The 23,342-nt window shown below is 62.0% G+C and carries 19 protein-coding genes; 10 read left to right on the forward strand and 9 right to left on the reverse strand.

The window, feature by feature from the left end:
• Positions 1 to 105 precede the first annotated feature (105 nt).
• Complete coding sequence (locus QMG83_RS14920) at positions 106 to 588, forward strand: GtrA family protein (RefSeq protein ID WP_283506195.1); 483 nt, start codon at positions 106 to 108, stop codon at positions 586 to 588.
• Positions 589 to 609: 21 nt separating this feature from the next.
• Here the strand turns inward: QMG83_RS14920 and QMG83_RS14925 are convergent, their stop codons facing one another.
• Together QMG83_RS14925 and QMG83_RS14930 are read right to left on the reverse strand one after the other, a co-directional pair.
• Positions 610 to 1,575 (reverse strand): GDP-mannose 4,6-dehydratase, encoded by a 966-nt coding sequence (locus QMG83_RS14925; RefSeq protein ID WP_283506196.1) that lies wholly within the window; start codon positions 1,573 to 1,575, stop codon positions 610 to 612.
• A gap of 3 nt (positions 1,576 to 1,578) precedes the next feature.
• Entirely contained in the window at positions 1,579 to 2,565 is a 987-nt protein-coding gene (locus tag QMG83_RS14930) for a GDP-mannose 4,6-dehydratase (RefSeq protein WP_283506197.1), read from the reverse strand.
• Positions 2,566 to 2,670: 105 nt separating this feature from the next.
• Here QMG83_RS14930 and QMG83_RS14935 point away from each other — a divergent pair, with 105 nt between their 5' ends.
• From QMG83_RS14935 to QMG83_RS14945, 3 genes are read left to right on the forward strand one after another with little or no spacing between them, the layout of a single operon-like run.
• Positions 2,671 to 2,901 (forward strand): hypothetical protein, encoded by a 231-nt coding sequence (locus QMG83_RS14935; protein ID WP_283506198.1) that lies wholly within the window; start codon positions 2,671 to 2,673, stop codon positions 2,899 to 2,901.
• Positions 2,898 to 4,394 carry a glycosyltransferase gene (locus QMG83_RS14940; RefSeq protein WP_283506199.1) on the forward strand — a complete coding sequence of 499 codons (1,497 nt, stop codon included), beginning with the start codon at positions 2,898 to 2,900 and terminating at the stop codon, positions 4,392 to 4,394. Before QMG83_RS14935 ends, QMG83_RS14940 begins: the two co-directional genes overlap by 4 nt.
• Complete coding sequence (locus QMG83_RS14945; RefSeq protein ID WP_283506200.1) at positions 4,391 to 5,809, forward strand: glycosyltransferase; 1,419 nt, start codon at positions 4,391 to 4,393, stop codon at positions 5,807 to 5,809. Before QMG83_RS14940 ends, QMG83_RS14945 begins: the two co-directional genes overlap by 4 nt.
• A 25-nt stretch (positions 5,810 to 5,834) precedes the next feature.
• Here QMG83_RS14945 and QMG83_RS14950 read toward each other — a convergent pair whose 3' ends face one another.
• Together QMG83_RS14950 and QMG83_RS14955 are read right to left on the reverse strand one after the other, a co-directional pair.
• Positions 5,835 to 7,334, reverse strand: a complete 1,500-nt coding sequence (locus QMG83_RS14950; protein ID WP_283506201.1) for a LasA N-terminal domain-containing protein — start codon at positions 7,332 to 7,334, stop codon at positions 5,835 to 5,837.
• A 113-nt stretch (positions 7,335 to 7,447) separates the two neighbouring features.
• The gene (locus QMG83_RS14955) at positions 7,448 to 8,368 is read right to left on the reverse strand and encodes an ABC transporter permease (protein ID WP_283506202.1); all 921 of its coding nucleotides are present in this window, start codon (positions 8,366 to 8,368) and stop codon (positions 7,448 to 7,450) included.
• A gap of 123 nt (positions 8,369 to 8,491) precedes the next feature.
• Between QMG83_RS14955 and QMG83_RS14960 the strand changes: the two genes are divergently transcribed.
• A complete protein-coding gene (locus QMG83_RS14960) occupies positions 8,492 to 9,778 on the forward strand; it encodes a glycosyltransferase family 4 protein (protein ID WP_283506203.1) in 1,287 nt (428 codons plus the stop codon).
• Positions 9,775 to 10,920: a glycosyltransferase gene (locus tag QMG83_RS14965; RefSeq protein WP_283506204.1), complete on the forward strand. Its 1,146-nt coding sequence runs from the start codon at positions 9,775 to 9,777 to the stop codon at positions 10,918 to 10,920. Before QMG83_RS14960 ends, QMG83_RS14965 begins: the two co-directional genes overlap by 4 nt.
• Positions 10,921 to 10,951: 31 nt before the next feature.
• Here QMG83_RS14965 and QMG83_RS14970 read toward each other — a convergent pair whose 3' ends face one another.
• Both QMG83_RS14970 and QMG83_RS14975 read right to left on the reverse strand, forming a co-directional pair.
• Entirely contained in the window at positions 10,952 to 12,592 is a 1,641-nt protein-coding gene (locus QMG83_RS14970) for a glycosyltransferase family 4 protein (protein WP_283506205.1), read from the reverse strand.
• A gap of 171 nt (positions 12,593 to 12,763) precedes the next feature.
• Positions 12,764 to 14,854, reverse strand: coding sequence for an acyltransferase family protein (locus QMG83_RS14975; RefSeq protein ID WP_283506206.1), 2,091 nt, complete (start codon positions 14,852 to 14,854; stop codon positions 12,764 to 12,766).
• A 138-nt stretch (positions 14,855 to 14,992) separates the two neighbouring features.
• Here QMG83_RS14975 and QMG83_RS14980 point away from each other — a divergent pair, with 138 nt between their 5' ends.
• Genes QMG83_RS14980 through QMG83_RS14990 form a run of 3 tightly spaced genes read left to right on the forward strand, consistent with a single transcriptional unit; the run spans position 14,993 to position 18,277 of the window.
• Entirely contained in the window at positions 14,993 to 16,189 is a 1,197-nt protein-coding gene (locus QMG83_RS14980) for an ABC transporter ATP-binding protein (protein ID WP_283506207.1), read from the forward strand.
• A complete protein-coding gene (locus QMG83_RS14985; RefSeq protein WP_283506208.1) occupies positions 16,186 to 17,139 on the forward strand; it encodes an NAD-dependent epimerase/dehydratase family protein in 954 nt (317 codons plus the stop codon). The genes QMG83_RS14980 and QMG83_RS14985 overlap by 4 nt, the downstream gene beginning before the upstream one ends.
• 7 nt (positions 17,140 to 17,146) lie before the next feature.
• Positions 17,147 to 18,277: a glycosyltransferase family 4 protein gene (locus tag QMG83_RS14990; RefSeq protein ID WP_283506209.1), complete on the forward strand. Its 1,131-nt coding sequence runs from the start codon at positions 17,147 to 17,149 to the stop codon at positions 18,275 to 18,277.
• Between the two features lie 2 nt (positions 18,278 to 18,279).
• On the opposite strand, the gene QMG83_RS14995 is transcribed toward QMG83_RS14990, so the two are convergent.
• The 3 genes from QMG83_RS14995 to QMG83_RS15005 all read right to left on the reverse strand — a co-directional run bounded on the left by QMG83_RS14995 (position 18,280) and on the right by QMG83_RS15005 (position 22,129).
• The gene (locus QMG83_RS14995; protein WP_283506210.1) at positions 18,280 to 19,560 is read right to left on the reverse strand and encodes an O-antigen ligase family protein; all 1,281 of its coding nucleotides are present in this window, start codon (positions 19,558 to 19,560) and stop codon (positions 18,280 to 18,282) included.
• The gene (locus tag QMG83_RS15000) at positions 19,553 to 20,881 is read right to left on the reverse strand and encodes an O-antigen ligase family protein (RefSeq protein ID WP_283506211.1); all 1,329 of its coding nucleotides are present in this window, start codon (positions 20,879 to 20,881) and stop codon (positions 19,553 to 19,555) included. The genes QMG83_RS14995 and QMG83_RS15000 overlap by 8 nt, the downstream gene beginning before the upstream one ends.
• Positions 20,882 to 20,944: 63 nt before the next feature.
• Entirely contained in the window at positions 20,945 to 22,129 is a 1,185-nt protein-coding gene (locus tag QMG83_RS15005; protein ID WP_283506212.1) for an acyl-CoA dehydrogenase family protein, read from the reverse strand.
• A gap of 109 nt (positions 22,130 to 22,238) precedes the next feature.
• Here QMG83_RS15005 and manA point away from each other — a divergent pair, with 109 nt between their 5' ends.
• On the forward strand, positions 22,239 to 23,333 hold the full coding sequence (manA, locus tag QMG83_RS15010; protein WP_283506213.1) for a mannose-6-phosphate isomerase, class I: 1,095 nt from the start codon (positions 22,239 to 22,241) through the stop codon (positions 23,331 to 23,333).
• The last annotated feature ends 9 nt before the right edge of the window (positions 23,334 to 23,342 follow it).

Here is a 23,342-nt window from a genome sequence, read left to right on the forward strand (position 1 = left end):
TTCATGCCTTAGCGAGTCTACCTACGGCTAGTCCACGCGGCTGGGAGGTGGTCGCAGGGCTAGTAGCTAGGATTATGTGCGCCACACGATCACGGAGGTAGAGGCTTGGCTGATGCCCCGCACGAAGAAGCGACCAGGCCCACCGGGCTGGTTGGCTTAATCAAGCGACTCATCAACGACCAGAGGGTGAGATACCTCATTGTCGGCGGGTTCAACACCGGGCTGGGCTATGGCTGGTTCGTCGTCTTCCAACTTCTACTTGGCCGGCACATCGGCTATTTTGCGACTCTCTACATGGCGTACGGTGCCGCGACGATCATCGCGTTTCTGCTCCACCGTCATTTCACATTCAGGGCGAGCGGATCAGGCAACATCCTGATCGACTTCATCAGGTTTCAGGGCGTTTACGTCGTGGCTCTGGCAATCAACACCATCGCGCTTCCCATCCTTGTCGAACTCGCCCACATCCCCGTATTGCTCGCGCAGGCACTCATCGTGATCCTGACAACACTGGTGAGCTACTTCGGTCACAAGTTCTTCTCGTTCAGGCGCAGGAACGACGTCGCCCCGACGACAACCGAAGTTTGACGCTAAGGCCCCAGGCGCCACCTAGGCCAGAGCGGCTACGTCTGCCTCGACCATTCGCGCCACAAGCTCGGTGAAAGTCACGCTCGGGTTCCATCCGAGCACCGATCGAGCCTTGCTCGCGTCGCCGAGCATCCTGTTGATTTCTGATGGCCGAACGAACTCGGGATTGATCGAGACCAGCGGCTGCCAGTCTTCGATGCCCACCGCTGTGAATGCCGCGTCCACGAATTCGTGAACGCTGTGACTCTCGCCGGTCGCGACGATGTAGTCGTCGCCTGTCCCGAATCGGGTTGCCCGCATGATGGCGTCAACGTAGTCCGGTGCCCAGCCCCAGTCGCGCTCGACGTCGAGATTGCCCAGCTCGAGGGAGTCCTGCTGGCCCGCCGCGATGCGCGCCGCCGCGGCAGTGATCTTTCGGGTGACGAACGCCTCAGGTCGTCGGGGAGATTCATGGTTGTAGAGGATGCAGCTGGAGACGTGGAGTCCACGCGCCCGATAGATACCCACCATGGTGTGGGCGTAGGCCTTCGCGGCGCCGTACGGCGACTCCGGCGCGATGGTGGTCGATTCGGTCTGAGGAGAGTCGACGGGAGTTCCGAAGATCTCGGCGCTCGACGCCTGGAACACCCTGACCTCACTGCCGGTCTTCTCCCGCAGGGCGAGTGCGGCATCCAGAATCCCGGCAACGGCGACTCCGGTGACGATGCCGGTGGCGACGGGCATCTTCCACGACTGCGCTACCGAGCTGATTCCGGCGAGGTTGTAGATTTCGTCGGGGGCGAGATCGGCGATCAGGCCGGCCAACCCAGCGGAATCAGCGAGGTCTCCCTCGTGAAAGGTGATTTCGGGATGACGTTCGACGAGTGTGCGAGCATCGTCGTCCCATGCCCTGATCAGTCCGTGGATCTCAGCGCCCTCGTCGGCAAGGCGATCCGCGAGATAACTGCCGTCCTGGCCAGCGATCCCCGTGATGAACGCCCGAGTCATCGCTTAGAGTCGCGCAATCGACTTCTGCTCGGCGAGGTCGTTTTCGACCATCATCTTGACGAGGGTCGGGAAGTCTACGGTCGGCTTCCAGCCGAGAACCTCGCGCGCCTTGGTCGAGTCGCCGATGAGAAGGTCGACCTCGGCGGGGCGCAGGAAGCGGGGGTCGAGCTTGACGAGGGGCTCCCAGTCGCTGATGCCGACCTCGTTGAACGCAACATCGAGAAGTTCGCGAATCGAGTGCGTCTCGTTCGTTGAGATGACGTAGTCGTCAGCGACCTCCTGCTGCAGCATGAGCCACATTGCCTCGACGTAGTCTCCGGCGAAGCCCCAGTCGCGCTGCGAGTCCAGGTTGCCCATGGAGATCGACTCCTGCAGGCCAAGTGAGATACGGGCGACGGCCTGGGTGACCTTGCGAGTGACGAACTCGGGACCGCGGCGTGGTGACTCGTGGTTGAACAGGATTCCGCTCGAGGCGTGCATGCCGTACGACTCGCGGTAGTTGATGGTCATGTAGTGGCCGAAGACCTTGGCTACACCGTACGGTGAGCGCGGCCACAGGAGGGTCTCTTCGCTCTGGGGAACCTGCTGCACCTTGCCGAACATCTCAGAGCTGGATGCTTGGTAGAACTTGACCTTGTCGAGGTCGTCGCCGGCGTAGAGGCGCGTGGCCTCGAGCATATTGAGAACGCCCTTGCCCGTCACGTCTGAGGTGAGCTGTGCGTTCTCCCAGGAGTACGCGACGAAGGAGATGGCGCCGAGGTTGTATACCTCGTCCGGCTGGGCCACATTCAGGGTGCGCATGAGGCTCGAGAAGTCGGTGAGGTCACCATTGAGGAGCTTTACGCCCGGAACCGTCTTCTCGACGAGTTCGTATTTGGGGTTGTTCTGGCCACGGATAAGCCCGAAGACCTCGTACCCTTTCGACAGCAGAAGTTCTGACAGGTAGAGACCGTCTTGCCCGGTGACACCGGTGATAAGGGCGCGCTTCATTTTCTTTACTGCTCCACTCCAAGTTGACGCCTCATCCTACACTGGGGTTTTCTCCAGCTTTCAGAGGCAAGGATGGAGATCCGGGAATGAAATCTGGAGGTGGACGTGTCATCAACTGAGGCACCTGACACGGCGGCACCGAACGTCTTGGACTCCTGGTTCGTCCAGCTCGCCGCGCCGGACGTGCGCCGCAGCGCGACCGGGAACGGCGTGCAGGGCATCGTCGGCAAACAGCTCTCCCGCATAAGGACCATCAGAAAGATCGCCGACGACCTCGGCTATGTCGAGACGGGTCGAATACTGCTCATCGAGGCTCGAAAGGCGCTTGGCCGATGAGCCCTCGTGACCCCGAGACCTTCAGGGCCGCCTTTCGATCACGGGCGCAGACCGCACTGCGCGCCATGGATATCGACACAGACGCGGCGACCACGGAGGAAGCTCTCGCCCGCCTGCTGTGTGCGGCCGCGTCGAACTCGCGAGGCCCCGAGGCCTGGCTTGCTTTCGTGGCGCTGAGCGCGGTGTTCCCGACCGCAACCCAGTTGGCGCAGTTTCGCCGTGAACTGTTTCTTGCTCAGCCAGATCAACAGATCGCCGCCGCGCTGCGCACGGCCGGCGCCGCGCCGGGGGTTCGCTCGGCGGCACACCGCACTCTCACCATCGTGGCGGATCGACCGGTGGTCGATGTCGGGCACACGTCATCCTCGGATCACAACACTGGAATTCAGCGAGTCGTCAGACGCACCGTGCCCCTGTGGGAGCATGAGGCCCACGAGTTGGTTGGGTGGTCAGATGACAACGCCGGATACACGGGGCTCGACCACGAGGGTCGGCATCGGGTTCTGAAATGGGGGCGTGGCAACGTGCCTCTGCCGGACAGTGCCGCAGTCGCAGGCGCTGAGGTGCTCGTGGTTCCGTGGCGCACGACGGTCATCCTTCCCGAGGTGGCCATGCCCGAACGCTGCGCTGCCCTCGCGTGCCTCGCCGAAAGTTCAGGATCCCGCGTGGCGATGATCGGCTACGACGCCATTCCGCTGGTGAGCGCTGACCTCGTCGACGACATCGAGTCAGAGCGGTTCGCGAATTATCTGACCATCGTCAAGCACGCAGCGGTGGTCTCAGCGATCAGCGGTGCGGCGGGGGACGAATTTTCCGGATTCCGCAACGCCGTTGTCGCGCAAGGCCTGCCGGGTCCCGAGATCAGAACGGTCCCGCTCGCGGAGGATCTCGGGGTTGCTGCGGGATCTCACGAGGTCGTGGAGTCGGCAGTGCCGGTCATCCTGTGTGTGGGATCCCATGAAGCGCGTAAGAATCAGGAAGCAGTCCTGGCGGCGGCCGCCAGTCTCTTCCGGGCCGGTCACCTGTTCAAGCTGGTTTTCGTAGGGGGAGGGTCTCGCCGGAACCTGCTCCACTTCGACAGGGCACTGGCGAAGCTGAGCAAGCAAGGCATGCGGGTCGAATCCCACCGCCGTCTTGGCGACGCGGAGCTGTTCGACCTGTACGCGGCCGCCCGGTTCTGCGTCTTCGTCTCCCTGCACGAGGGCTATGGGCTTCCCGTCGTCGAGTCTCTTTCGCATGGAACACCTGTGCTGACCAGCAATTATGGATCCCTCGCCGAAATCGCACGCGGTGGCGGATGCCTGCAGGTGGATCCGCGTTCGGTCGCGTCCATCGAATCTGGGATGCGGGAACTTCTCGAGGATGACGACGTGATTGCCCGGCTGGGGGAAGAAATCTCGACCAGGCCCGTTCGCACCTGGAGCGATTATGCGAAGGAGTTGTGGACCTCGTTCCTCACAGCGCCGGTGAGCAACCCAGGGAGCCCGTCATGATCCGTCTTGAGTGGCTCGCCGCCCGCCTCGAAACACTGTCAGTGTCGCTCGGAGGGGCCGCCGGCGCACAAAACAAAAAGACGCTCGCGGCGGCCATCGACTCGGCGGGCGAGCGTGGCGCCTATCTCGCCCGAGCTGTGCTCAGCGGACGAATCCCACTCGAGGGCGAGGTGCGGGAGACCCGGTCCGAGTTCGCGGCCGATTCGGTCTCAGCGCTCGACGCGCTGGTCGCGGCCACTCGCGCCGCCCACAGATTCCAGAGACCAGCCAGAGTCGTCTTGGAATCCGGACTGGTGGTGGATGTCACCGACACCTCGCAAAGCGAGTTCACCACCGGAATTCAGCGCGTTGCGCGGGAGTTGGTCGGTGCGAGCGTTCGGCTTGGGCGCAATCCGCGTCTCGTGTCGTGGAACACTCACACCGGGGAACTGTTCTCGGTGACAGGGGATGCCGCGGTCCGCGGCGGAGCCCCTGGGCTCCGTGATGCTGAACGTCATCTGGTCGTGCCGGACGGCGCCCAGTTGCTTCTGCCCGAGATCGCCGTCGACCGGGACCGGGCGCAACGCCTCGCTTCACTCGCGCTGTTTGGTGCTGAGCGAAGCGTCGCCGTCGGATTCGACTGCATCCCCATCACGACGGCCGAAACGGCGGGACCGGGTATGCCCGGGGCATTCTCGCGCTATCTTGCCGGAATCTCGCGATTCTCCGCAGTCGTTGCGATCTCTGGTGCTGCCCAGACGGAGTTCACGGGCTGGTCGCAGATGCTCCCGTCCGCTGGGGTCTCAGCGCCAGCCATCGACAGAGTGGACCTTCCGATCACGCCGATCGATGTGGAACCAGCCACGCCAGGTGCCCTCGTGCAAGCCCACTCTCTGGGTGAATGCCCCGTGGTGCTCTCCGTTGGGTCGCACGAGCCTCGCAAGAACCACCTGATTGTGCTTTGGGCTGCGGAGATATTGTGGCGCGAGGGGGTCGACTTCACGCTCGTGTTTGTCGGAGGAAACTCGTGGCGCTCCGAGGAGTTCACCGAGCTGGTCGCGAGACTGCAGCAGCAGGGCCGCCACATTCGCCTCGTCAGCAACGCACCAGACGCAACTGTCGCAGGTCTTTACGCCATCGCAACCGTCAGTGTGTTCTGTTCGGTCAATGAGGGGTACGGGCTGCCAGTCGCGGAGTCGTTGGCAATGGGAACTCCGGTGGTCACCGCGAACTTCGGCAGTCAACGTGACATCGGAGAGGACCGCGGTGCGATCCTGGTGGATCCGCGGGACCCCCATGCGATCGCGGCGAGCATCCGTACCGTGCTGCTCGACGGAGACCGACGGGACGAACTCATTCAACAGTCCAGAAACATCGAGAAGACGAGTTGGACTAGCTATTCAGAGCAGGTTCTTGATCGGCTGAACTCCCGCTAGATTGCGCGCCCGCGCGGGTTCCGGTCTAGTCATCACCCGGGAAACGTGTGCGCGCGCGCAGGCTGTATTCAGGGGCGTTGACGATTGCGGCTCTGATGACGTTGTCACCGAGCGACGAGATCAGCGGACCCCAGTACAACTTTCCGTTCTCCTCGATGTCTCGGCCCAACAGCTTCTGGTACATCGCGTTCGCTCGCAGATATGACGACTCAGTCGAGGCATACACGAACCGGACGACCGCGCCCCGGCCATATTCCTCGGTGATCTGAGACCAATAAAGCTTGTCGTTCTCGGAGGCGGATCGTTTGAGTACGTACTGAAAGACATTCTCGACGAATTGATCCGGGCGGGACCCCAGGTTGACGTAGTACTCGTCTGACCTCAGGAAGAACTGGTCAACGTCGTCGATCGACGCGACACCTCCAGCGCCGGTAATGGAGATCCAGTATTCGAGTCCCGACGGCTCGGCCGCGCGACCGAGGAAGGTTTGGTACGACGCCTGAATCCTGATGGTCAGGTATTCCCGGGTGTACAGGAATTGGGTCGCGATCGACGATTTGCTTCGCCCGGCGATGAGGGCCGAGTTCCATACGGCGACGTCAGCAGGCTGAGGTGTTCGACCGAGAAGGTCCGCGAAGAGCGCCTTCACGAACGCAGTGTCGCCCCCACTGGGGTTGCCGAACCAGTCGTAGTAAATTCGCCAGAAGTTGCGGTTGCCGTATGCCGAGCAGCTATCCCCGAGACCATAAAGATTGTTCATGGCAGCCTGATTTGGCGTGTACGGGGTGTAGATGTACAGCGCGTGGGTCGCCTGATTTCGGATGTAAACGTTCTTGGTGCCGCACGACGAGTCAGGGTTGTAGAGGATCGCGCTGGTCTGGCCGACGGGGTATCGAGCGGGCCAATTGGTCGTGTAGTCCGTACCGGGGCCGGTGCCGGCCGGGCCCGTGTAGCGCTTGAAGTAGTAAGCGGCGTTGAAGAGCTGGTTGAAGAGCCCGGCCTTCGACGAGTCGCACGGCGAATCGTCCGGGCAGCCGAATCCAGTTGCGGCGCTGTACTGGTACTGCGATGGCGCCCGTGAGGTGACGAGGGATTGCTCCTTCTGCATGAGCACGAGCAGCACCTTCGGGCTGATTCCGCAGGACTGGGCGACCTTCACGATGATTCTGGCGGCCGACTCGTCGTTCGCCCCCGCGTAGCCATTGCACATGGGAGTCACGGGCTGGTTGCCGGTGTTGCCCCGATAGTCCTTCAGGCAGGTGTATCCCGAAACGCACGAGCTGACCTGGCTGTTCAGGAAATACTGAACGTCGGCTTCGTTCATTGCGGTGCCATTGAAGAAGAGCGCGTCGCTGATGATGTATCCGGGATCGAACTCGCTGGCGGGTGGAGCCGCACGCATGTCCTGCGCTGCGGCCGCGCTGGTGCTGGCCGCGGCAGGCGCGGCAAGAGCCAACCCGGACACGATAATGACGATCGCCGTCGATGCAGCGATAAATCCCCGTGTAGATCTAGCCAAGTTCATGTGCAGTGCCCCCGTTACAACTTTTCTAAGAGATTACGGGACGCGTAGAAAAAAGCGCGAGAAGGGGGCGGAAATAGTTCGGAATGCTGCTACCGGCCGTGGGGGTCAGGTGGCTACAGTTCCTGTGCAAAGTTTCCTTCGAGGCGTGCGAAGACGCGCTGGGCGATCCAGATCAGGGCGAGGCTGATGAGGAAAACAACGAGTGCCCTGATCTCAAGGTCAGGTGGGAACAGCTGATCGCTCCCCGCGGTCCACATGGACCTTTGGAACATCAGGACCACAATGGTGACCGGGTTCGACAGGAAGATCTGTTCGATCCAGCTTCCCTGAAGAATTTGATGCACGAGCTGGTACGAGTAGACGATCGGCGAAGCCCAGAACAGCACCAGCAGGATGATCTCGACGAGGTGTTGAACATCGCGGAGGTACACATTCACTGCTGACAGCAGAAGCCCGATTCCGAAGGCAAAGCTGGTGATCAGGATGAGGCCAGACGGAACGTACCAAATCGCCTCGAGGTGCGGAGGGCTTCCCACGATCAGTGTCGCAGCGAGAAGCACCATGAACTGGACGGCGAAATTGAACAGCGCCGAGCCAACAGCGGCGAGAGGGAAGATCTCGCGGGGCAGATAGACCTTCTTGATCAAACCGGCGTTACCCACGATCGAGCTCGTGGTGCCGCTGATGATCTCGGAGAAGAGCGTCCAGACTGTGAGCCCGCAGAAGATGAAGATCGCGAACTCTGGAATCGAACGCTCGGCGCTGAGGAATTTTCCTACGGCGATGTAATAGATGAGCAGCATGGCCAGGGGGCGCAGCAGGCTCCACACGAGGCCGAGTGAGCTGTTTTTGTAGCGAGCGCTCAGCTCGCGACGCACGAGCAGGCCGAGAAGCTCGCGACGCTGCCACACGCCACGTATGGCGAACGCTGTGCCGGTGAACAGCCCTCGCGGTGCCGTCAGTGTCTCGAGCCCGCCGCCGAGACGGTTGACGTCCTCAAGCGAGGTCGCATCTGGTTGATCGTGGACTGACACTCTGCGCCGGTACCTTCCCGTTAGCCCGCGAAATTGACCGTTCGCGGCTCCGGCTATCCTAGTTACATCTGTGGATGGAATCACTGAGCGCAGTATCGACGGCACGAACGAGACCTGGGGGCCATGACAAACCGCACGATTGTCGACATCACTCGCCTCGCCACGTGGCCGGGTCGTGTCACCGGCATCCCCCGGGTGATCAGCGAATACATTCGCAGGGCCGGTGATGACGAGAATGCTGTTTTCGTCGTGTGGGACCACCCGATGCAGCGCTTCGAGGAAGTCGACGCGGCCCGCACCGCAGTGTTGCATGGACAAGGCGTCCAGTACATCCTGCAGTCCGGCTCAGGGGCTCGGCGCGCGAGGGCGTTCCGGTTCGCGGGCATTGGCCGCATCAGCGGGTTCCTGCGTCGCCGCGGTGTGCGCACGAAGTCAACGCAATTGATGAACCGGGCGCGACGACTGGAGCGATTGCGCTACAGCGAACGAGTTGTGGTGGAGGCGGGCGCTGGCGACACTTTCGTCTCTTTCATGGGGGAGTGGGACGACCAGGGTTACATCGACGCTATTCTCGCCGCAGACGCACGCGGCTCCGCAGTCGTACAGGTCTCCTATGACCTTCTTCCGATCGTCACCCCTCAGGTTTCTGGCCATTCGACGAAGCCGATGATCAGCTACCTGACCCAGGTGCTCCCGGTCGCCGACCTTGTCCTCGCGATTTCCGAGCACACCAAGAGCGACCTCATCGAGTGGGCAGACAGGATGCAGGTCCGACATGGGCGAGTCGAGGTATTCAGGCTCGGCGATGATTTCGGGGTCGACCGATCAGACTCGCCGAACCGCGGGAACGTTCCGGCCCGCGTGGGAGACGGCGGGTTCGTACTCTGCGTGGGAACTGTCGAGGCGCGCAAGAACCACACGCTGCTCTACTTCGTGTACCGCCTGGCCGCCAGCCGGGGGCTCGACCTTCCACCCCTGGTCATCGTCGGTCGAGAGGGCTGGCGCGGAAGCGACATCCTCCATATTCTTCGTGAAGATCCAGTTCTCGCCGGCAAGGTCTTTGTTCTCGAGGGCACGGATGACACTGGTCTCGCCTGGCTGTACCGCAACTGCCGACTCACCATCTACCCGAGTATCTACGAGGGCTGGGGTCTTCCGATCGCCGAGAGTCTTGCGTGGGGCAAGCCGACTCTGGCCAGCAAGACCAGCAGCATGACGGAGATCGCCGGTGACCTTATCGACTACTTCGATCCGTTCTCGGCCGAGGAATGTCTGGCGGCGATTTACAAGCTGACCGATGACGCTGCGCTTGCCGAAGCTGCCGAGCGTGCGTCCCGCTACGAGCCGACGCTGTGGAGCGAGACCGTCACACAACTCACCGACCTGATTGGTTCGGTCAGGGCATCATGAAGGTCCTCCACTTCACCACCCACAACGAGCCCTGCGGTATTGGAAAATACCAGGAGGGATTCGTTACGGCGATGGACGGCCGCCCAGATGTCGAGAACCGGGTTTTCGATGTATCGCCCAACGTGATCCGCGGGCTCGGCGAAGCTGAATACAACGGCGTGATGTCCCGACTGCTGGCGGAGATTGCCGACGTTGACATCCTCCACATCCAGCACGAGTGGGGATTCTTCTCGCGAGACGAACTCGCCAGGGCAATCGACGGGGCGCACAAGCTCGGCAAGAAGGTCATCGTCACGGTGCACACCGCTCCCGGCGCTGTGGACCTCGGCATTCGCCGGCGCCAGGGTCTGGGCCCACGAGCCTTCCTGGAATACGCACGAGCGCTCAAGTCCAACGCGTTCATCCAGCGCAATCGGATCGATCCGTTGCTTCGAGCCGACCAGATCATCGTTCACAACGCTGTCGCGCGCGATGGGCTGGTGGGGCTGGGCGTGCCCGCCGAGCGCATTACGCGAATCACCCTGCCTCTTCAGGAGCTCAACTCCGTGACGCCGGCTCGCGTTATCCGAACGGCGCTCGATGCCGTCGATGGCGACGTGATCATGTGCACGGTGGGCTTCATCCACAGGTTGAAGGGGATAGATGCCGCCATCAAGGCGCTCCCGTATCTTCCAGACAACTACAAGTTGGCCATTATCGGCGGCACCAACCCGGCGAGCCCTGACGCCGATGCTCTCGATCACTACGCTGACCTGATCCGTGACCTCGGGTTGATGGATCGGGTTTACATCACCGGTTACATCGACAGCGATGATGAGCTGAACTCCCTGGTCAGGGAATGCAACATCGCGGTTTTCCCCTACAACAACCAGTACTACTCCCAGGTCAGTTCGGCCGCCCTCAACGTTGCGCTCGCCAACGGAATGACGACAGTCGCCTACCCCATCGCGACGTTCACAGAACTCAACGCCGTCGCCGGCTGTCTCGAACTCACCAGCAGCTTCAACTATTACGAGCTGGCCCGCACCGTGAAGGCGGCGTCGCCCGAGTGGCCAAATCAGAGAGCACTTCAGTACGCGGCGACCTACTCATACGCGAACGTCGGTGAGGCCGTGCTGTCGATCTACGCGGCCAGCGCCTAGACATTCGCACTCGCTGCATCGACGCGGGACTTCAGGCGTCTTTGTCGGTTTCCTCGATGTGGGTGACCCGCAGGTTTGTCGCAAGCAGGTCTTTCTTCATGCCCTCAATGAGACTGCGGATCTCGCCCTCGCGCGCGTCGGCAGCGAGCTCCCTCTCGACGAGTGCAGCATTGCGCGCGTCAATCGACTCCTGAGCCTTCCGGTTACTTCTGGCCTGTTCGGCGAGCGTGGCGCGCGGCGCCAGGAGCTGCTCTTCAACGAGGGGTCGAAGCACCCGCCGAGCCACCCGCACCGGCGCTGAGGTCATTCTTGACCACACGGAACTGGGGGCGACGATGTTTACAGGTGCGGTCGGGTCGCGGTGTTCGTCCATGGTTGCGTCCTCCGGGTGATCCTCATCGTGGGTGGGATTGAAAAAGGTCGTGTACAGGGCGCCCATGGCGCTCGTGTCCTTGCGAATTACTTCCTTGGCGATCTCGTCGAAATCGAGAACGGCTGACGTCGATGGCGCGGCTGATTTGATCAGGTTACTGAGGCGTTCTACAGACAAGCTGAATGAGAGGTCTCCGTGCGCCAGGCGCCGACCAGCGTCGAACATCAGCTCGAGATCGACCTCGCCAGAGATCACGCGACGCATTTCGTGACCGAGCGACTGAGCGTTCCGCTCGATTTTCAGTGCGTGGATGCCGTGAACCATGCGCTCCGCAGGGCCGCAGTTCGCCGTCATGATGGGGACGCAACCTGCGGAAGCGGCCTCGAACGGGGCTGACGCGCCAGGCTCCCTCTCCCACGTGGGAAAGAGGAAGGCGTCGGAGCGAGCGTGAACGGCGAAGAGATCCGCCTGGCTGACTCGTCCCTTGACGAAGACGTGACCGGCGAGATTACGCTCCCGGATCATCTCCGTGTAGTGGTCGATGAGGCCGCCACCGTAAAGCTCAAGACTGAAATTGCCGACTCCGCTGTCTACGAGGTCAGCGGCAGCATCGATCATGATGTCCACTCCCTTGTGGGGAGACAGAACACCCGCAGCGACGAACCGTGTGTGCCCGCCGTCTCGATATGGTCGGGTGCGTTCAATGTCGGGGTACAACACCCCACGGGGGATGATCTCGTGCCGCCCCAGAGTGACGCCTGTGCTGACCACTTCGTCGGCCAGAGTCTGGCTGACGATGGCGTACTGGCCGGTAGAGAAGATGTCGTTGCCAGCTGGCGAGTAGACGTTGACGACCTCGGGCGGCGCATCCAGCAGCAGTTCGCCCGGCACGTTATCGCCTAGGTTCAAGGTCCACGGTGTTCCCGTCAGGTTCACTGTGTCGATGATCCCGAGTCCGCCTATTCCCACAAGGTTGAACATCACGACATGGTCCGGTCGGAAGCTCGCGATCCGATCGAGCACGATGAGTGAGTTCGTCTGGTTGGAGATTCGCGATTCGTGAACCTGGAACTTGGCGAGCTGGGTGTCGCGCAAGCCGACCACTCCATAAAGCTCGCGCAGATTCAGCGCCCGATCGACCCCGGACTCGGCTTCGGCGGGTTGCCGGTCGGTGGGGGTGGTCAGGATGAGCACATCGTGGCCTGCGTCGCGAAGGCCCCGGGACAGGTTCAGGCAGGCCAGTTCGAAACCCCCGAGCATTCGTGGGGGCAGTAGATCGGAGATCACCAGAATACGCATGGCTCACTTCATTGTCGGGTTCGCGTTATGGCAGTTCGCGCCATGGAGCGGTCTGGTGTGTAGTCGCCTGCACGCGTCGCGCCTGGCGGCGGTGACAGTGTGCGAATCGACGTTGCCCAAATCTACCAGAACCCATTACGGCGCAATCGGAGCCGCACATCGCCTCGTGGACTATCCCAGCGCGTCGGCGAGTTTTGGTGTCAGATAGGGGACGAGCGTGCGGGCATAGGTGCGGGTCACGTGACTGTCGTCGGAGTACACGCTGACATCTCCAACCACGGCATGACAGGTCGTCGCGTCACAGAAGTGGTCCGTGAGATCCAGGAACGCGGCTCCGGAGGATTGCGCGGACTCGGCGAGGACATTTGGCGTTGTGATGGCGGCATCCCTTGGTGTGCTGCATGGATCGTCTGTCTGTGCCGAGCTGTCGAGACAGGTCGGAATATCACCCGCCGACGTCAACGGAACGTCACGAAGGGCGAGGATCATTTTTCCTGTTTGTTCGAGCGTTGCCCAGGTCGATGTCACTGTCGCCGTGCTCAACCTGATTGCGTCATCAAGAGTCGGGTCGGCGTACTTGTCTGTGTAATTCGTGAACAGCACGGCGTCGATGTCGTCGCGAGATTCGATATCGTCGAGCACCTCAGCGCTCCAGCGTGCGCAGTCTTTCACCTTGTCGGGTGACTGGCCGGGCGCCTGAACCGGTTGCCGTGAAATCCCGGGGCAGCCCACCGCGAAGTAGGTCACGACCCGCCACTCGTCGGGAAGCGACGCCTCGACCAGCTCTCCCATGGAGGCTGCGTGTGAGTCCCCGACGAAGGCCAGGGTGTGCGTGTAGTTCTCGACCTCCCCGCCCTCGCATGGTGCGACAGTTGCGGACGGTGCGGCGATGCAGTCAGCGAGTCGGTCGTTTCTCGAGAAGGCCGTATCAACGCGGCTTGCGTCGAAGGGTGATCCGCACGACGCGGACGGGTCAAGCGCAGCCGCGCCGAAGCAGCTGATTCCGGCATCGATCTGCTCTGACGAGTAGAGAGACGCCGGGCTGGTGGAGTTCGTGAGCACCTGGTTGCCAGCGGCAGCGCCAGCGAGCACCATCGCTGTGACAACGGCAGCAGCGATGAAAGGTCGCCATGCCCGATGACGCAGCCAGCGATTTCGTCTGATGGGGTTTTCGACGAAGGTGGTGCTGAGCCACGAGAGAACGGCGATAACCAGCAGCAGCACAACCTTGTTGGAGAACGACAGCGCGTAACCCAGCGCGAACGGTGCGACGATCAAGAGCGGCCAATGCCACAGGTAGATCGAGTACGAGGAATTGCCCACCTGCTCGAGCAGATTGGGTCGATCGCTGGGAGTGGTTTCCGTGCCGATGCCTGCCCAGATGATGACGACAGCACCCATCACCGGGATGACGGCGATCCAGCCGGGGAAGGGGCTTTCGCTGGAGAGAAGGAATGTTGACGCGACAACGGCAGCCAGCCCGGCGGCGGCGGCGACGATGCGCGCCGTTCTGCGCTGAAATCTGCCACGAGGCCCGGCCGCAACGATCGGCACCGATGACAGAAGTCCTCCGAGCGCGAACTCCCATGCCCGTGTGGTGGTGGCGAAATACGCGACGCTGGGATTCGTGTACGTCATCACGATCGAGGTCGCGAAAGAGGCGACCGCGACGATCCCCAGCGCGATACTCACCGTGATCGTGGCGTTCCGCGGCGACATCGCCTTCCGGGCAAAGCGGGTCGCGATGAAGATCGCGGCAATCAGGATGAGTGGCCACGCTGCATAGAACTGTTCTTCAACAGAGAGTGACCAGAAATGCTGCACCAGCGATGGCTCGTTGGACGCGCCAAGGTAGTCAATCGAGTCTGATGCAAGAACCCAGTTCTGAATGTAGAGAGCGGAGGCGCCGATCTCTCGGTACGCCTGTTCGCGTATAGCCGGCGGCACCCATATCGCCGCCAGGATGATCGACACTCCCAGCACGAGGAGCGAAGCCGGCAACAGCCGACGAACGCGATTGCCCCAAAACGTTGCCAGCGAGATCCTTCCGCGGGTGGCAAGAGTGTCGAGGAGGTGCGACGTGATGAGAAAGCCCGAGATCACGAAGAAGACGTCGACCCCGATGAACCCCGCCGGCACCACGTTTGGCCAGAAGTGGTAGAGAACCACGACCCCGACTGCAAGCGCGCGGAGGTATTGGATGTCGCGACGGTAGTTGCCTGACCGGGGGGTTGTGCCCGCGGAGGTCGACTTAACGCGCATGACTCGCTTCGCTGTCGGTTCCGCATCCGGCGCTGCCCCTGCTCGGGCGTGCGCGCCATTCAAACGGGCTGGTATCGAGAATGTGGAACCCCCTGCCAAGCCGGCCGTTCAGGCGCGGTGGCATAGTATGAGTCCGCCATGTCTGATTCTACCGTAATCGCTATTCGTGACGTTTCGAAGCGCTTCATTCTTCACAAGGAGAAGTCGCTCAAGGAACGCATGGTCAACATCCGGAACCGCGGATACGGGCGTGAAGACTTTTGGGCACTCCGCAACGTCTCCCTTGATATTCAGGCCGGAGAGACCATTGGCCTGATCGGCGCCAACGGCTCCGGGAAGAGCACACTTCTCAAAGTGATCGGCGGCATCATCCAGCCGACAAACGGAAGCGTCCAGAGTCGCGGTCGGTTGGCGGCACTTCTGGAATTGGGAGCAGGATTCCACCCCGATCTCTCCGGTCGGGACAACGTGTATCTCAACGCGGGAATCCTCGGCCTGTCCAAGAAGCAGACCGACAAATATTTCGACGCCATCGTCGATTTTTCGGGTATCGAAGAGTTCATCGACACCCAGGTGAAGTTCTACTCGTCGGGAATGTATGTACGGCTCGCCTTCGCGGTGGCTGTTCACGTCGACCCCGAGATTCTTCTGGTCGATGAAGTTCTTGCCGTTGGTGATGAACCATTCCAGCGCAAGTGCATGGACAAGATCCGAAGCTTCCAAGCCGAGGCGAGAACGATCGTGCTCGTAAGTCACTCCGCCGATGCGATCGGCAGCACGTGCACCCGCGCCGCGCTGCTCAATCACGGGGAGGTGCTTTTCGATGGGGCCCCTGACCAAGCGCTGCGCCTATTGAGGCAAGGGTTCGCTGACGATGCCGAGGAAGCGTCGAGTAAAGCCGAAATAGCCGGGCCCACCATCGAGTCTGCAGCGCTTCGCCGGTCATCGGGCGAGATCGCTACCGGAAAGTCCAGTCCCGGCGACTCTTTTGTCTTTGACATAGTTATTGACTCCCGGGGGCAAGAACTGCATGACTGGGTCGTAGGAATGGGTATCGACACTCCGCTCGGCCAAACCGTGTACGGAACCAATACCAAGCTGCTTGGCGTGAACCCTGCCCCATTCACAGGCCGGTTTGAAGTCTCCTTTGAGCTTCCCGAGCTCATACTTGGAAAAGGCCAGTACACACTTCATGCGTCGCTGGGAACTGTGCAGGACGGTTCCTATTTCCGAATTCCCCAAGCAGCTCGACTCGACTTCGAGAACTCTCGAAAAGATTCCGGTGTGATTACGGTGAGGTCTTCGTGCGCTATCAAGCCTCCTCAGCTCCGATGACACGAGTGCTCGTCACTGGCGCCGCTGGTTTTATTGGCTCGCGGCTTGCCAATGAACTGCAATCGCGCGGACATTCCGTCATCGGGATCGATTCCTTCTCTGCCTATTACGCTCCGGAGATCAAACGCAGGCGAGCGGCTGATCTTCGATCGCAGGGCGTCGATGTGCGCGAGGCTGACCTCAACACCGCCGACCTTGATGACCTGCTCACAAATGTGAATGTGGTCTTCCACTGTGCTGGCCAACCCGGGGTGAGGGATTCGTGGGGCGAGCAGTTTGGAACGTACGTCAGCGAGAATTTACTCGCGACTCAGCGGCTCCTCAACGCCGCGCAACGCAGCCCCAATCCGCCTCGAATGATTTATTCGTCGTCGTCATCTATCTATGGCAACGCCGAGACTTTTCCCACATCAGAGGCAGCGGTGCCGTCGCCTGTCAGCCCCTACGGGGTGACCAAGCTTGCCGCGGAGCATCTGTTCTCACTCTTCGGCAGCGAATATTCCCTTCGTACAGTGTCGTTGCGGTACTTCACCGTGTATGGCCCTGAGCAGCGGCCTGACATGGCGTTCACTCGATTCCTCACCGCGGCACTGCGTGGAACTCCAATCACGATATTCGGGGACGGTAGTCAGCGACGCGATTTCACATTCGTCGATGACGTGGTGGCAGCCAATATAGCGGCGGCCGATTCGACGGTTGACCCCGGCAGCGTTTTCAACGTCGCGGGCGGCGGATCCGCTTCGGTGAATGAAGTGCTCGACGTCATCCGACGCATCACCTCCAGGAATCTCGATGTTACCTATGTCCCACGAACCATGGGAGATGCGATTCGGACTGGGGCGGACACGAGTGCCATCTCTGCGGCACTCGGATGGAAGCCGACGGTTTCGCTGGAGGATGGGTTGAGAGCGCAGTGGGCTTGGGTCTCGTCCGTAAGCGGACAGGCATAGAGTTCTGATGCATTTCGCTGTTCTGACTCACGCCTACTTTCCCGTCGTGGGTGGTGCGGAGATCGGAATCCATGAGATCTACGACCGGATCGGCGCCGCCCACGACGTCACGATTGTGACCTCACTGTCCGCAGATTACAGCGATGATTTCGTGGCTGACGATGACCGATCCATCGGGACGTATCGAGTGCTCCGGTACAAGGGACGCCGACTTTGGGGCCTCGATGGTCGTTGGGAAAAGTTCAAACTGTTGGTTGGATGGCGCGAGTTTCGCGTGATCAGGGCCCTTCATCGGCAGCAGAGACTCGACGCGGTGAACATCCATTTCGCGGCGCCCTATGGCATGGCAGCCCTCTGGATTCAGCTCTTTCTTCGAGTTCCTGTCGTCATCTCGTTGGTTGGCCGCTCCGACGTTTATGCGGATCTTGGAACCTGGGACCGGCGCCACCTAAGAGCGGTCATGCGCGTCGCGACGAAGACGGTACAGAATTCTCCGTACTACCTAGACAAGATGCCAGGAGGAGAGTCGGTGGAAGTGGTGCCGTATGGCGCGAACCTCCACGATTTCACGGTCGGATCTGGTGAAGGGCCGGTTTCGCAGGCCCCCGTCGTGCTCGTAACGTTCCAGCGACTTTCCCCCGTAAAACGGGTCGACGTGCTTCTCGATGTGGCGGCAGAACTTGAGCGACGGCACCCCGGGCGGTTTGTGCTGCGAGTCTTCGGCAAGGGGAGCGAGGGCGCGGCACTCGAATCGAAGATCTCAACCGAGAAAATTGTGAACGCGGAACTCCTCGGTTACGTTTCAGACGAACGCTTGGCGGATGAGCTCCGCAATGCTCACGTGTTCGTGGCGCATACGATGTCTGAAACGTTCGGAGTGATGTTCGTACAGGCTATGGCGGCTGGACTGCCGATCGTCGCTGCCAGCACTTCGTCGATTCCCTACGTCGTAGATTCGGACACTAACGGCGAGCTCGTCCCTCCTTTCGACGTTCCCGGCTTCGCCGATGCCGTCGAGAGACAGGTCGTGCCCGAGCGCTGGGCAACTGTTTCCCGGGCCAACCGCGCTCGCGCCGAGAAAGAGTTCGACTGGGACGTAATCGCGCGACGGATGAAAACCATCATGGAAGGTCGCTAGCGCTACCCGGCGAGGGCTTTCCTCCAGCTGAGATGGTGGGCGGCTTTCACCGTACAGGCGACGAAGGTCAGCCAGCCGAACTCGGCAAGCATCGAGCTTTCGGCGAGCGAAGTCGTGACGAGCACTACGAGCACCAGGGCCGGCCACGCGAAGACGACGCTGCGCTGACGCGATGCCAGCAGCCAGGATCGTACGAAAGCAAGTCCCACCAGCCCGACAAACAGAACAAGCCCGACGAGCCCCAGCTGCAGCCAGACGTCGATGAAGGCGTTGGACGCCGACGTGGGGGTGCGGGATCCCAACCCACCGAAGAACCCGAAAGGCGCAATGTCGGTTCGCCAGGTGCCGATCCAGCCCCAGCCCTCGAGTGGGTTCAGCGCGATCAGGTCCCATGCCCGGCGCCAGACCCGCAGCCGGTACGTCAACTCGCCGGTGCCGTTGAACACCTGCACAATCGTCAGGCGGGCAATCCAGGCCAGAGTCGCGAGGATCACAGCAAACACGAGGATGCCCAGCTGAAGCATCCTGCGCCGATCGGGCTGTGCGCGCCTGAGTCCGTACAGCGCTGCGGCGGCGGCGGCCACGACGACGAGGGAGCCCGAAGCGAGGGGCGACTGGGTCAGCGCCAGCAGGATGCCAGCGAGCACGAGTGATCCGATGGAGAGTCCGCGCGCGACCGACTTCGTGCGCATCTCGATGCCGAATGTAATCAGCGCCACCACGGCGAGGATCCCGAGCTGGTTGCGGGCGCCCGTGAAGCCCTGGATCGGTCCCAGCTCATCGAGCTTGCCGAGAATCTCGAGGAATGGGATGGGGCTGTCGATGAGCACGCCCGCGAAGATTTCGATGGCAAGGGACGCGGTGAGAACGACGCGGAGCACATCGCCGAATGACCGGACGATCTGGATCGTGTCCCGAAGCAGGGCAACGTAGATCCCGAGCACGGTGAAGCAGAGCAGGTACGCGAGCCCGCCCACAGTGACCCAGGTGTAGTTGCTCCAGACGGCGGAGAGCGCTGCCCATCCGAGGAAGACAATGAGCGAGACCGGCAGAATTCCCTGCCACTCAATGGTTCCCCGTCTCGCAATCATCGACGCGAGTGCGAGGCCGATTTGGAGCGACAGGATGGCGAGCAGACCGGGCCAACCGATCACGGTGCGCAACAGGAAACACAACACCGCTGTGCCAATGATGGAGGCCGTCAGCGCCGTGACGAATCGTGGTGAACCGACCACCGAGAGGAAAACGGCAAGCGGAGGCGGCCGATCCTGTGGACTAATCACCGGGTCCCCAGTGGGGTCGTTGCGTCTTCACGGCGAGCAGTGCAAGAGTGAAGAGGCCGTACTCGACCAGAAGTCGGCTCTCGGCGAAGCTCTGCACGATGAGGGCGACCAGCAGCAAGAGGGGCAGAATGCTGGCAGGCGTGAAGTTGCCCGTCGTCGATGGGGAGAACTGCGGCCGGTCAACGGCGAACAGCCAGGAACGCGACAGTGTGGAGAGAACGAGAGCGCCGAAGACGATCAGCCCGATGATTCCGAGCTGGAACCAGACGTCGATCCAGGCGTTGTGCGCGTGAAGCTGGCGCACCCCGTTGTTCTCGGCGAGCGTGTCGAAAGGCGCGACCCACGGTGCCCAGTAACTCACCCAGCCCCAGCCGAGCACAGGCCGTTGCTGGGCCAGTGCGCTCACGTCATTCCAGATCTGGGTGCGGTTGGTGAGGTCTGGGCTTTTGCCGAGCAGCCCGAGCAGCGGCGCCCTGAATGCCAGAGCGCCGACGAGGCCGCCGACCGCTAGAAGACTCAGGCCGACGTAGGTGGTAACGACCGCCCGCGGCGATGTCGCCCGCCTCACCAGCAAAACAGCAGCGACGACGGCGATCACGGCGACGAGGCCGATGAGGTTGGTGGCAGACCGGCTGAAGGCGAGGTTGGCGACAGCGACAACCAGCCAGAAAAGCCCCCAGCGCTTGCGAACCAGACCGCCGGCCAGCTGGATGCCGAACACGATGAGGCCGAGCAGCGCGACGAACGACAGCAGGGTCGAATTGCCGACGATGCCCTGGATCTTTCCCGCATCGAATGCCTGGAACAGCTCGTTGCGCGACCAGTACAGCATCGGCGGAATCTTGTCGGGAAGGTTGGCGTAGTCGATGCCCGGCTCGGCGACGGGTGGCAGCACGGGGCGACGGATGAACGCAGCAACGACGAATTCGAAGAGCAGCGACAGACCGAGCACGAATTTCAACGCCAGCCCGAGGGCGCGCAGGATTTCGGCCCAGCTGAACGTCACGGCGACGGCGATGCCCCCGATGACCGTGCACCAGGTCGCCGCGATCCCGAGCGCCGTCGGGCCGGGATAAAACGACCACACCAGCGAAAGCACGGTCAGCACCAGGAATGCGATGAGGGGGTACGGCAGCAACCCGACTTTCCAGCGGTCGCGCTGCACGGCCAGCAGCACGACGGAGACCACGGCCAGCAGCCCCACCAGAATCGCGAAGCCCGTCCATCCGATGGTGTACCGCCACGCATCCCCGGCCATCAGGGTGAACAGGGTGAGCACCAGGAACGCCGTTCGGGCGCCCGGAGACTCGATGATTCGCATTCCGCAAGGCTAAACGACGAATGGGCGCGCCGGGACTGGCAGGGATTACGGGTTTGAGGCCCGTTAGACGAACGCGGCCTTGCCCGTGATCGCGCGACCCACGATGAGGGTGTTCATCTCGCGGGTGCCCTCGTACGAATAGATCGCTTCAGCGTCGGCGAAGAAGCGCATGACGCCGTAGTCGAGCACAATCCCGTTTCCGCCCATGAGCTCACGGCACCAGGCAACGGTTTCGCGCATGCGACTGGTGGTGAACTCCTTCGCCAGTGCCGAATGCTCATCCTTCTGCACACCCTCGTCGAGCATCTCCGATACCCGAGTGACGAGGGCGATGGATGAGGTGATGTTGCCGAGGCTCTTCGCGAGCAGATCCTGAACCAGCTGGTGGCTGCCGATCGGCTTGCCGAACTGGATGCGCTCGCCGGCGTACGCCACTGCAGCCTCGTAGGCGCCGATCGAGTTGCCGACGGCGGCCCACGCCACCTCGGCGCGCGTCAGGCGCAGCACCGCGGCGGTGTCGCGGAAGGACTCAGATTTCTGCAGCCGGTTGGCTTCAGGAACGACGACGTTGTCGAGCACAATGTCGGCGTTCTGCACAATGCGCAGGGCCTGCTTGTTTTCGATGCGGGTCGCCGAGTACCCGGGGGTCGAGGTCGGCACGATGAAGCCCTTGACCTGGTGGTCGTCGGCGTCGCGCGCCCAGATGATCGTCACATCGCTGATCGAACCGTTGCCGATCCAGCGCTTGGCTCCGTTGATGATCCAGCTGTCACCGTCACGCTTCGCCACGGTCTGCAGGCCCTGCGCCGTGTCCGAACCGGACAGCGGCTCGGTGAGACCGAAGGCTCCCAACAGCTCACCGCTGGAAAACTTCGGCAACCACTCGGCGCGCTGCTCTGGCGAGCCGGCTACGGCGATGGAACCCATGACGAGACCGTTCTGCATCCCGACCAGTGTTGCGGCGCTGGCGTCGACGCGAGCGAGTTCGAGCGCGACCCAGCCGCGGAAGACGGCGCTGTTGACGAAGCCCTGGGTCTCCTCATACGGATTGCCGAACAGGCCCAGGTCGGCAAGGCCCTTCACCACGACGTCACGATCGAAGAACTCGGCCTTCGCCCACAGGTCATTGGCGACGGGGCGCACATTCTCGTCGAGGAAAGCACGCAGCCTGACGATCACGTCTTTTTCCTGATCGGTCAGTTTGCTCTCGAAGCCATAAAAATCTGCGCTGATTGTCTCGAATGACATGTATCCACTCCGTTGCTTAGTCGAAATCCTCCGAAAGACTACGACCGTGGCCTGAGTGTTCCCGTGTCGGTTGGTACTTTTGTCCAATACGCCCCGAGGAGTCGACCCCATGTTTGTAGGCATTACCAATACCCCCCGCGACTACGCCTGGGGGTCGGACGGTGCGATCTCTGCGCTGCTCGGTTTCGAAGCATCCGGAGCACCCGAGGCCGAGCTGTGGCTGGGCGCGCATTCCGGCTCACCCAGCAGGGTCGTTGATTCGACCGAAACGCTGCTCGACGTCGTCGACGGGCGGCTGCCGTTTCTGCTCAAGGTGCTGGCCGCGGGCTCACCCCTCTCGCTGCAGGCCCACCCGACGATGGCGCAGGCCGCCGAGGGTTTCGCGCGCGAGAATGCGCTCGGAATTCCCTTGGATGCGCCGAATCGCAACTACAAGGACGCGTTCCACAAGCCCGAACTCATCTACGCGCTCAGCGACGAGTTCGACGCACTGTGTGGATTCAGGTCGGCCGCCGACATCCGCGCCGCCCTCGAGGCGGGTCTGCCCGCCGCCGCCGCGCCCATGCTCGACCGGCTCACCGGCGACGAGTCGCTGCGTGACGTCTTCGAATGGCTCATCACCCGCGGCGAGGGCGTTGACGCCCTCGTGGCCGCCATCAGCGCCGCTGCCGACGAGTCGACTCCCGAGCTTGCCACGGTGCGGATGCTCGCCGAGAACTACCCGGGCGACCCCGGCATCGTCATCTCCCTCATGCTCAACCGCGTGACGCTCGCCAGGGGAGAGGCGTTGTTCCTGCCCGCCGGCAACATCCACGCCTACCTGTCCGGGCTCGGCATCGAGCTGATGGCGTCGTCAGACAACGTGTTGCGCGGTGGCCTCACCCCCAAGTACATCGACGTGCCCGAACTGCTGGGCGTGCTCGACTTCAGGCCGCTACCGGTGCCGTACCTCGCGCCGCAGCATCCTTCGGGCGCGGTTGACGAGTTTCGGCCCGCCGATGTCGAATTCGCGTTGCTGGTTATTGGGGGAGACGCGAACGTCCCGCTCGACGGCCCGGCAATCGCGCTGTGCCTTGACGGGGAGTTCATGCTGGCTGGCAGTGAATCGCAGTCACGGCTGTCGCGTGGGTCGGCCGTCTACATCTCCGACGAGGAACGGCTCGACATCCAGGGCAGCGGCTCGCTCGTTCTCGCCACGACCTAGACAGACCGC

Source organism: Salinibacterium sp. G-O1, from assembly GCF_030063305.1.
In the GTDB taxonomy this organism is placed as follows: Bacteria; Actinomycetota; Actinomycetes; order Actinomycetales; family Microbacteriaceae; genus Rhodoglobus.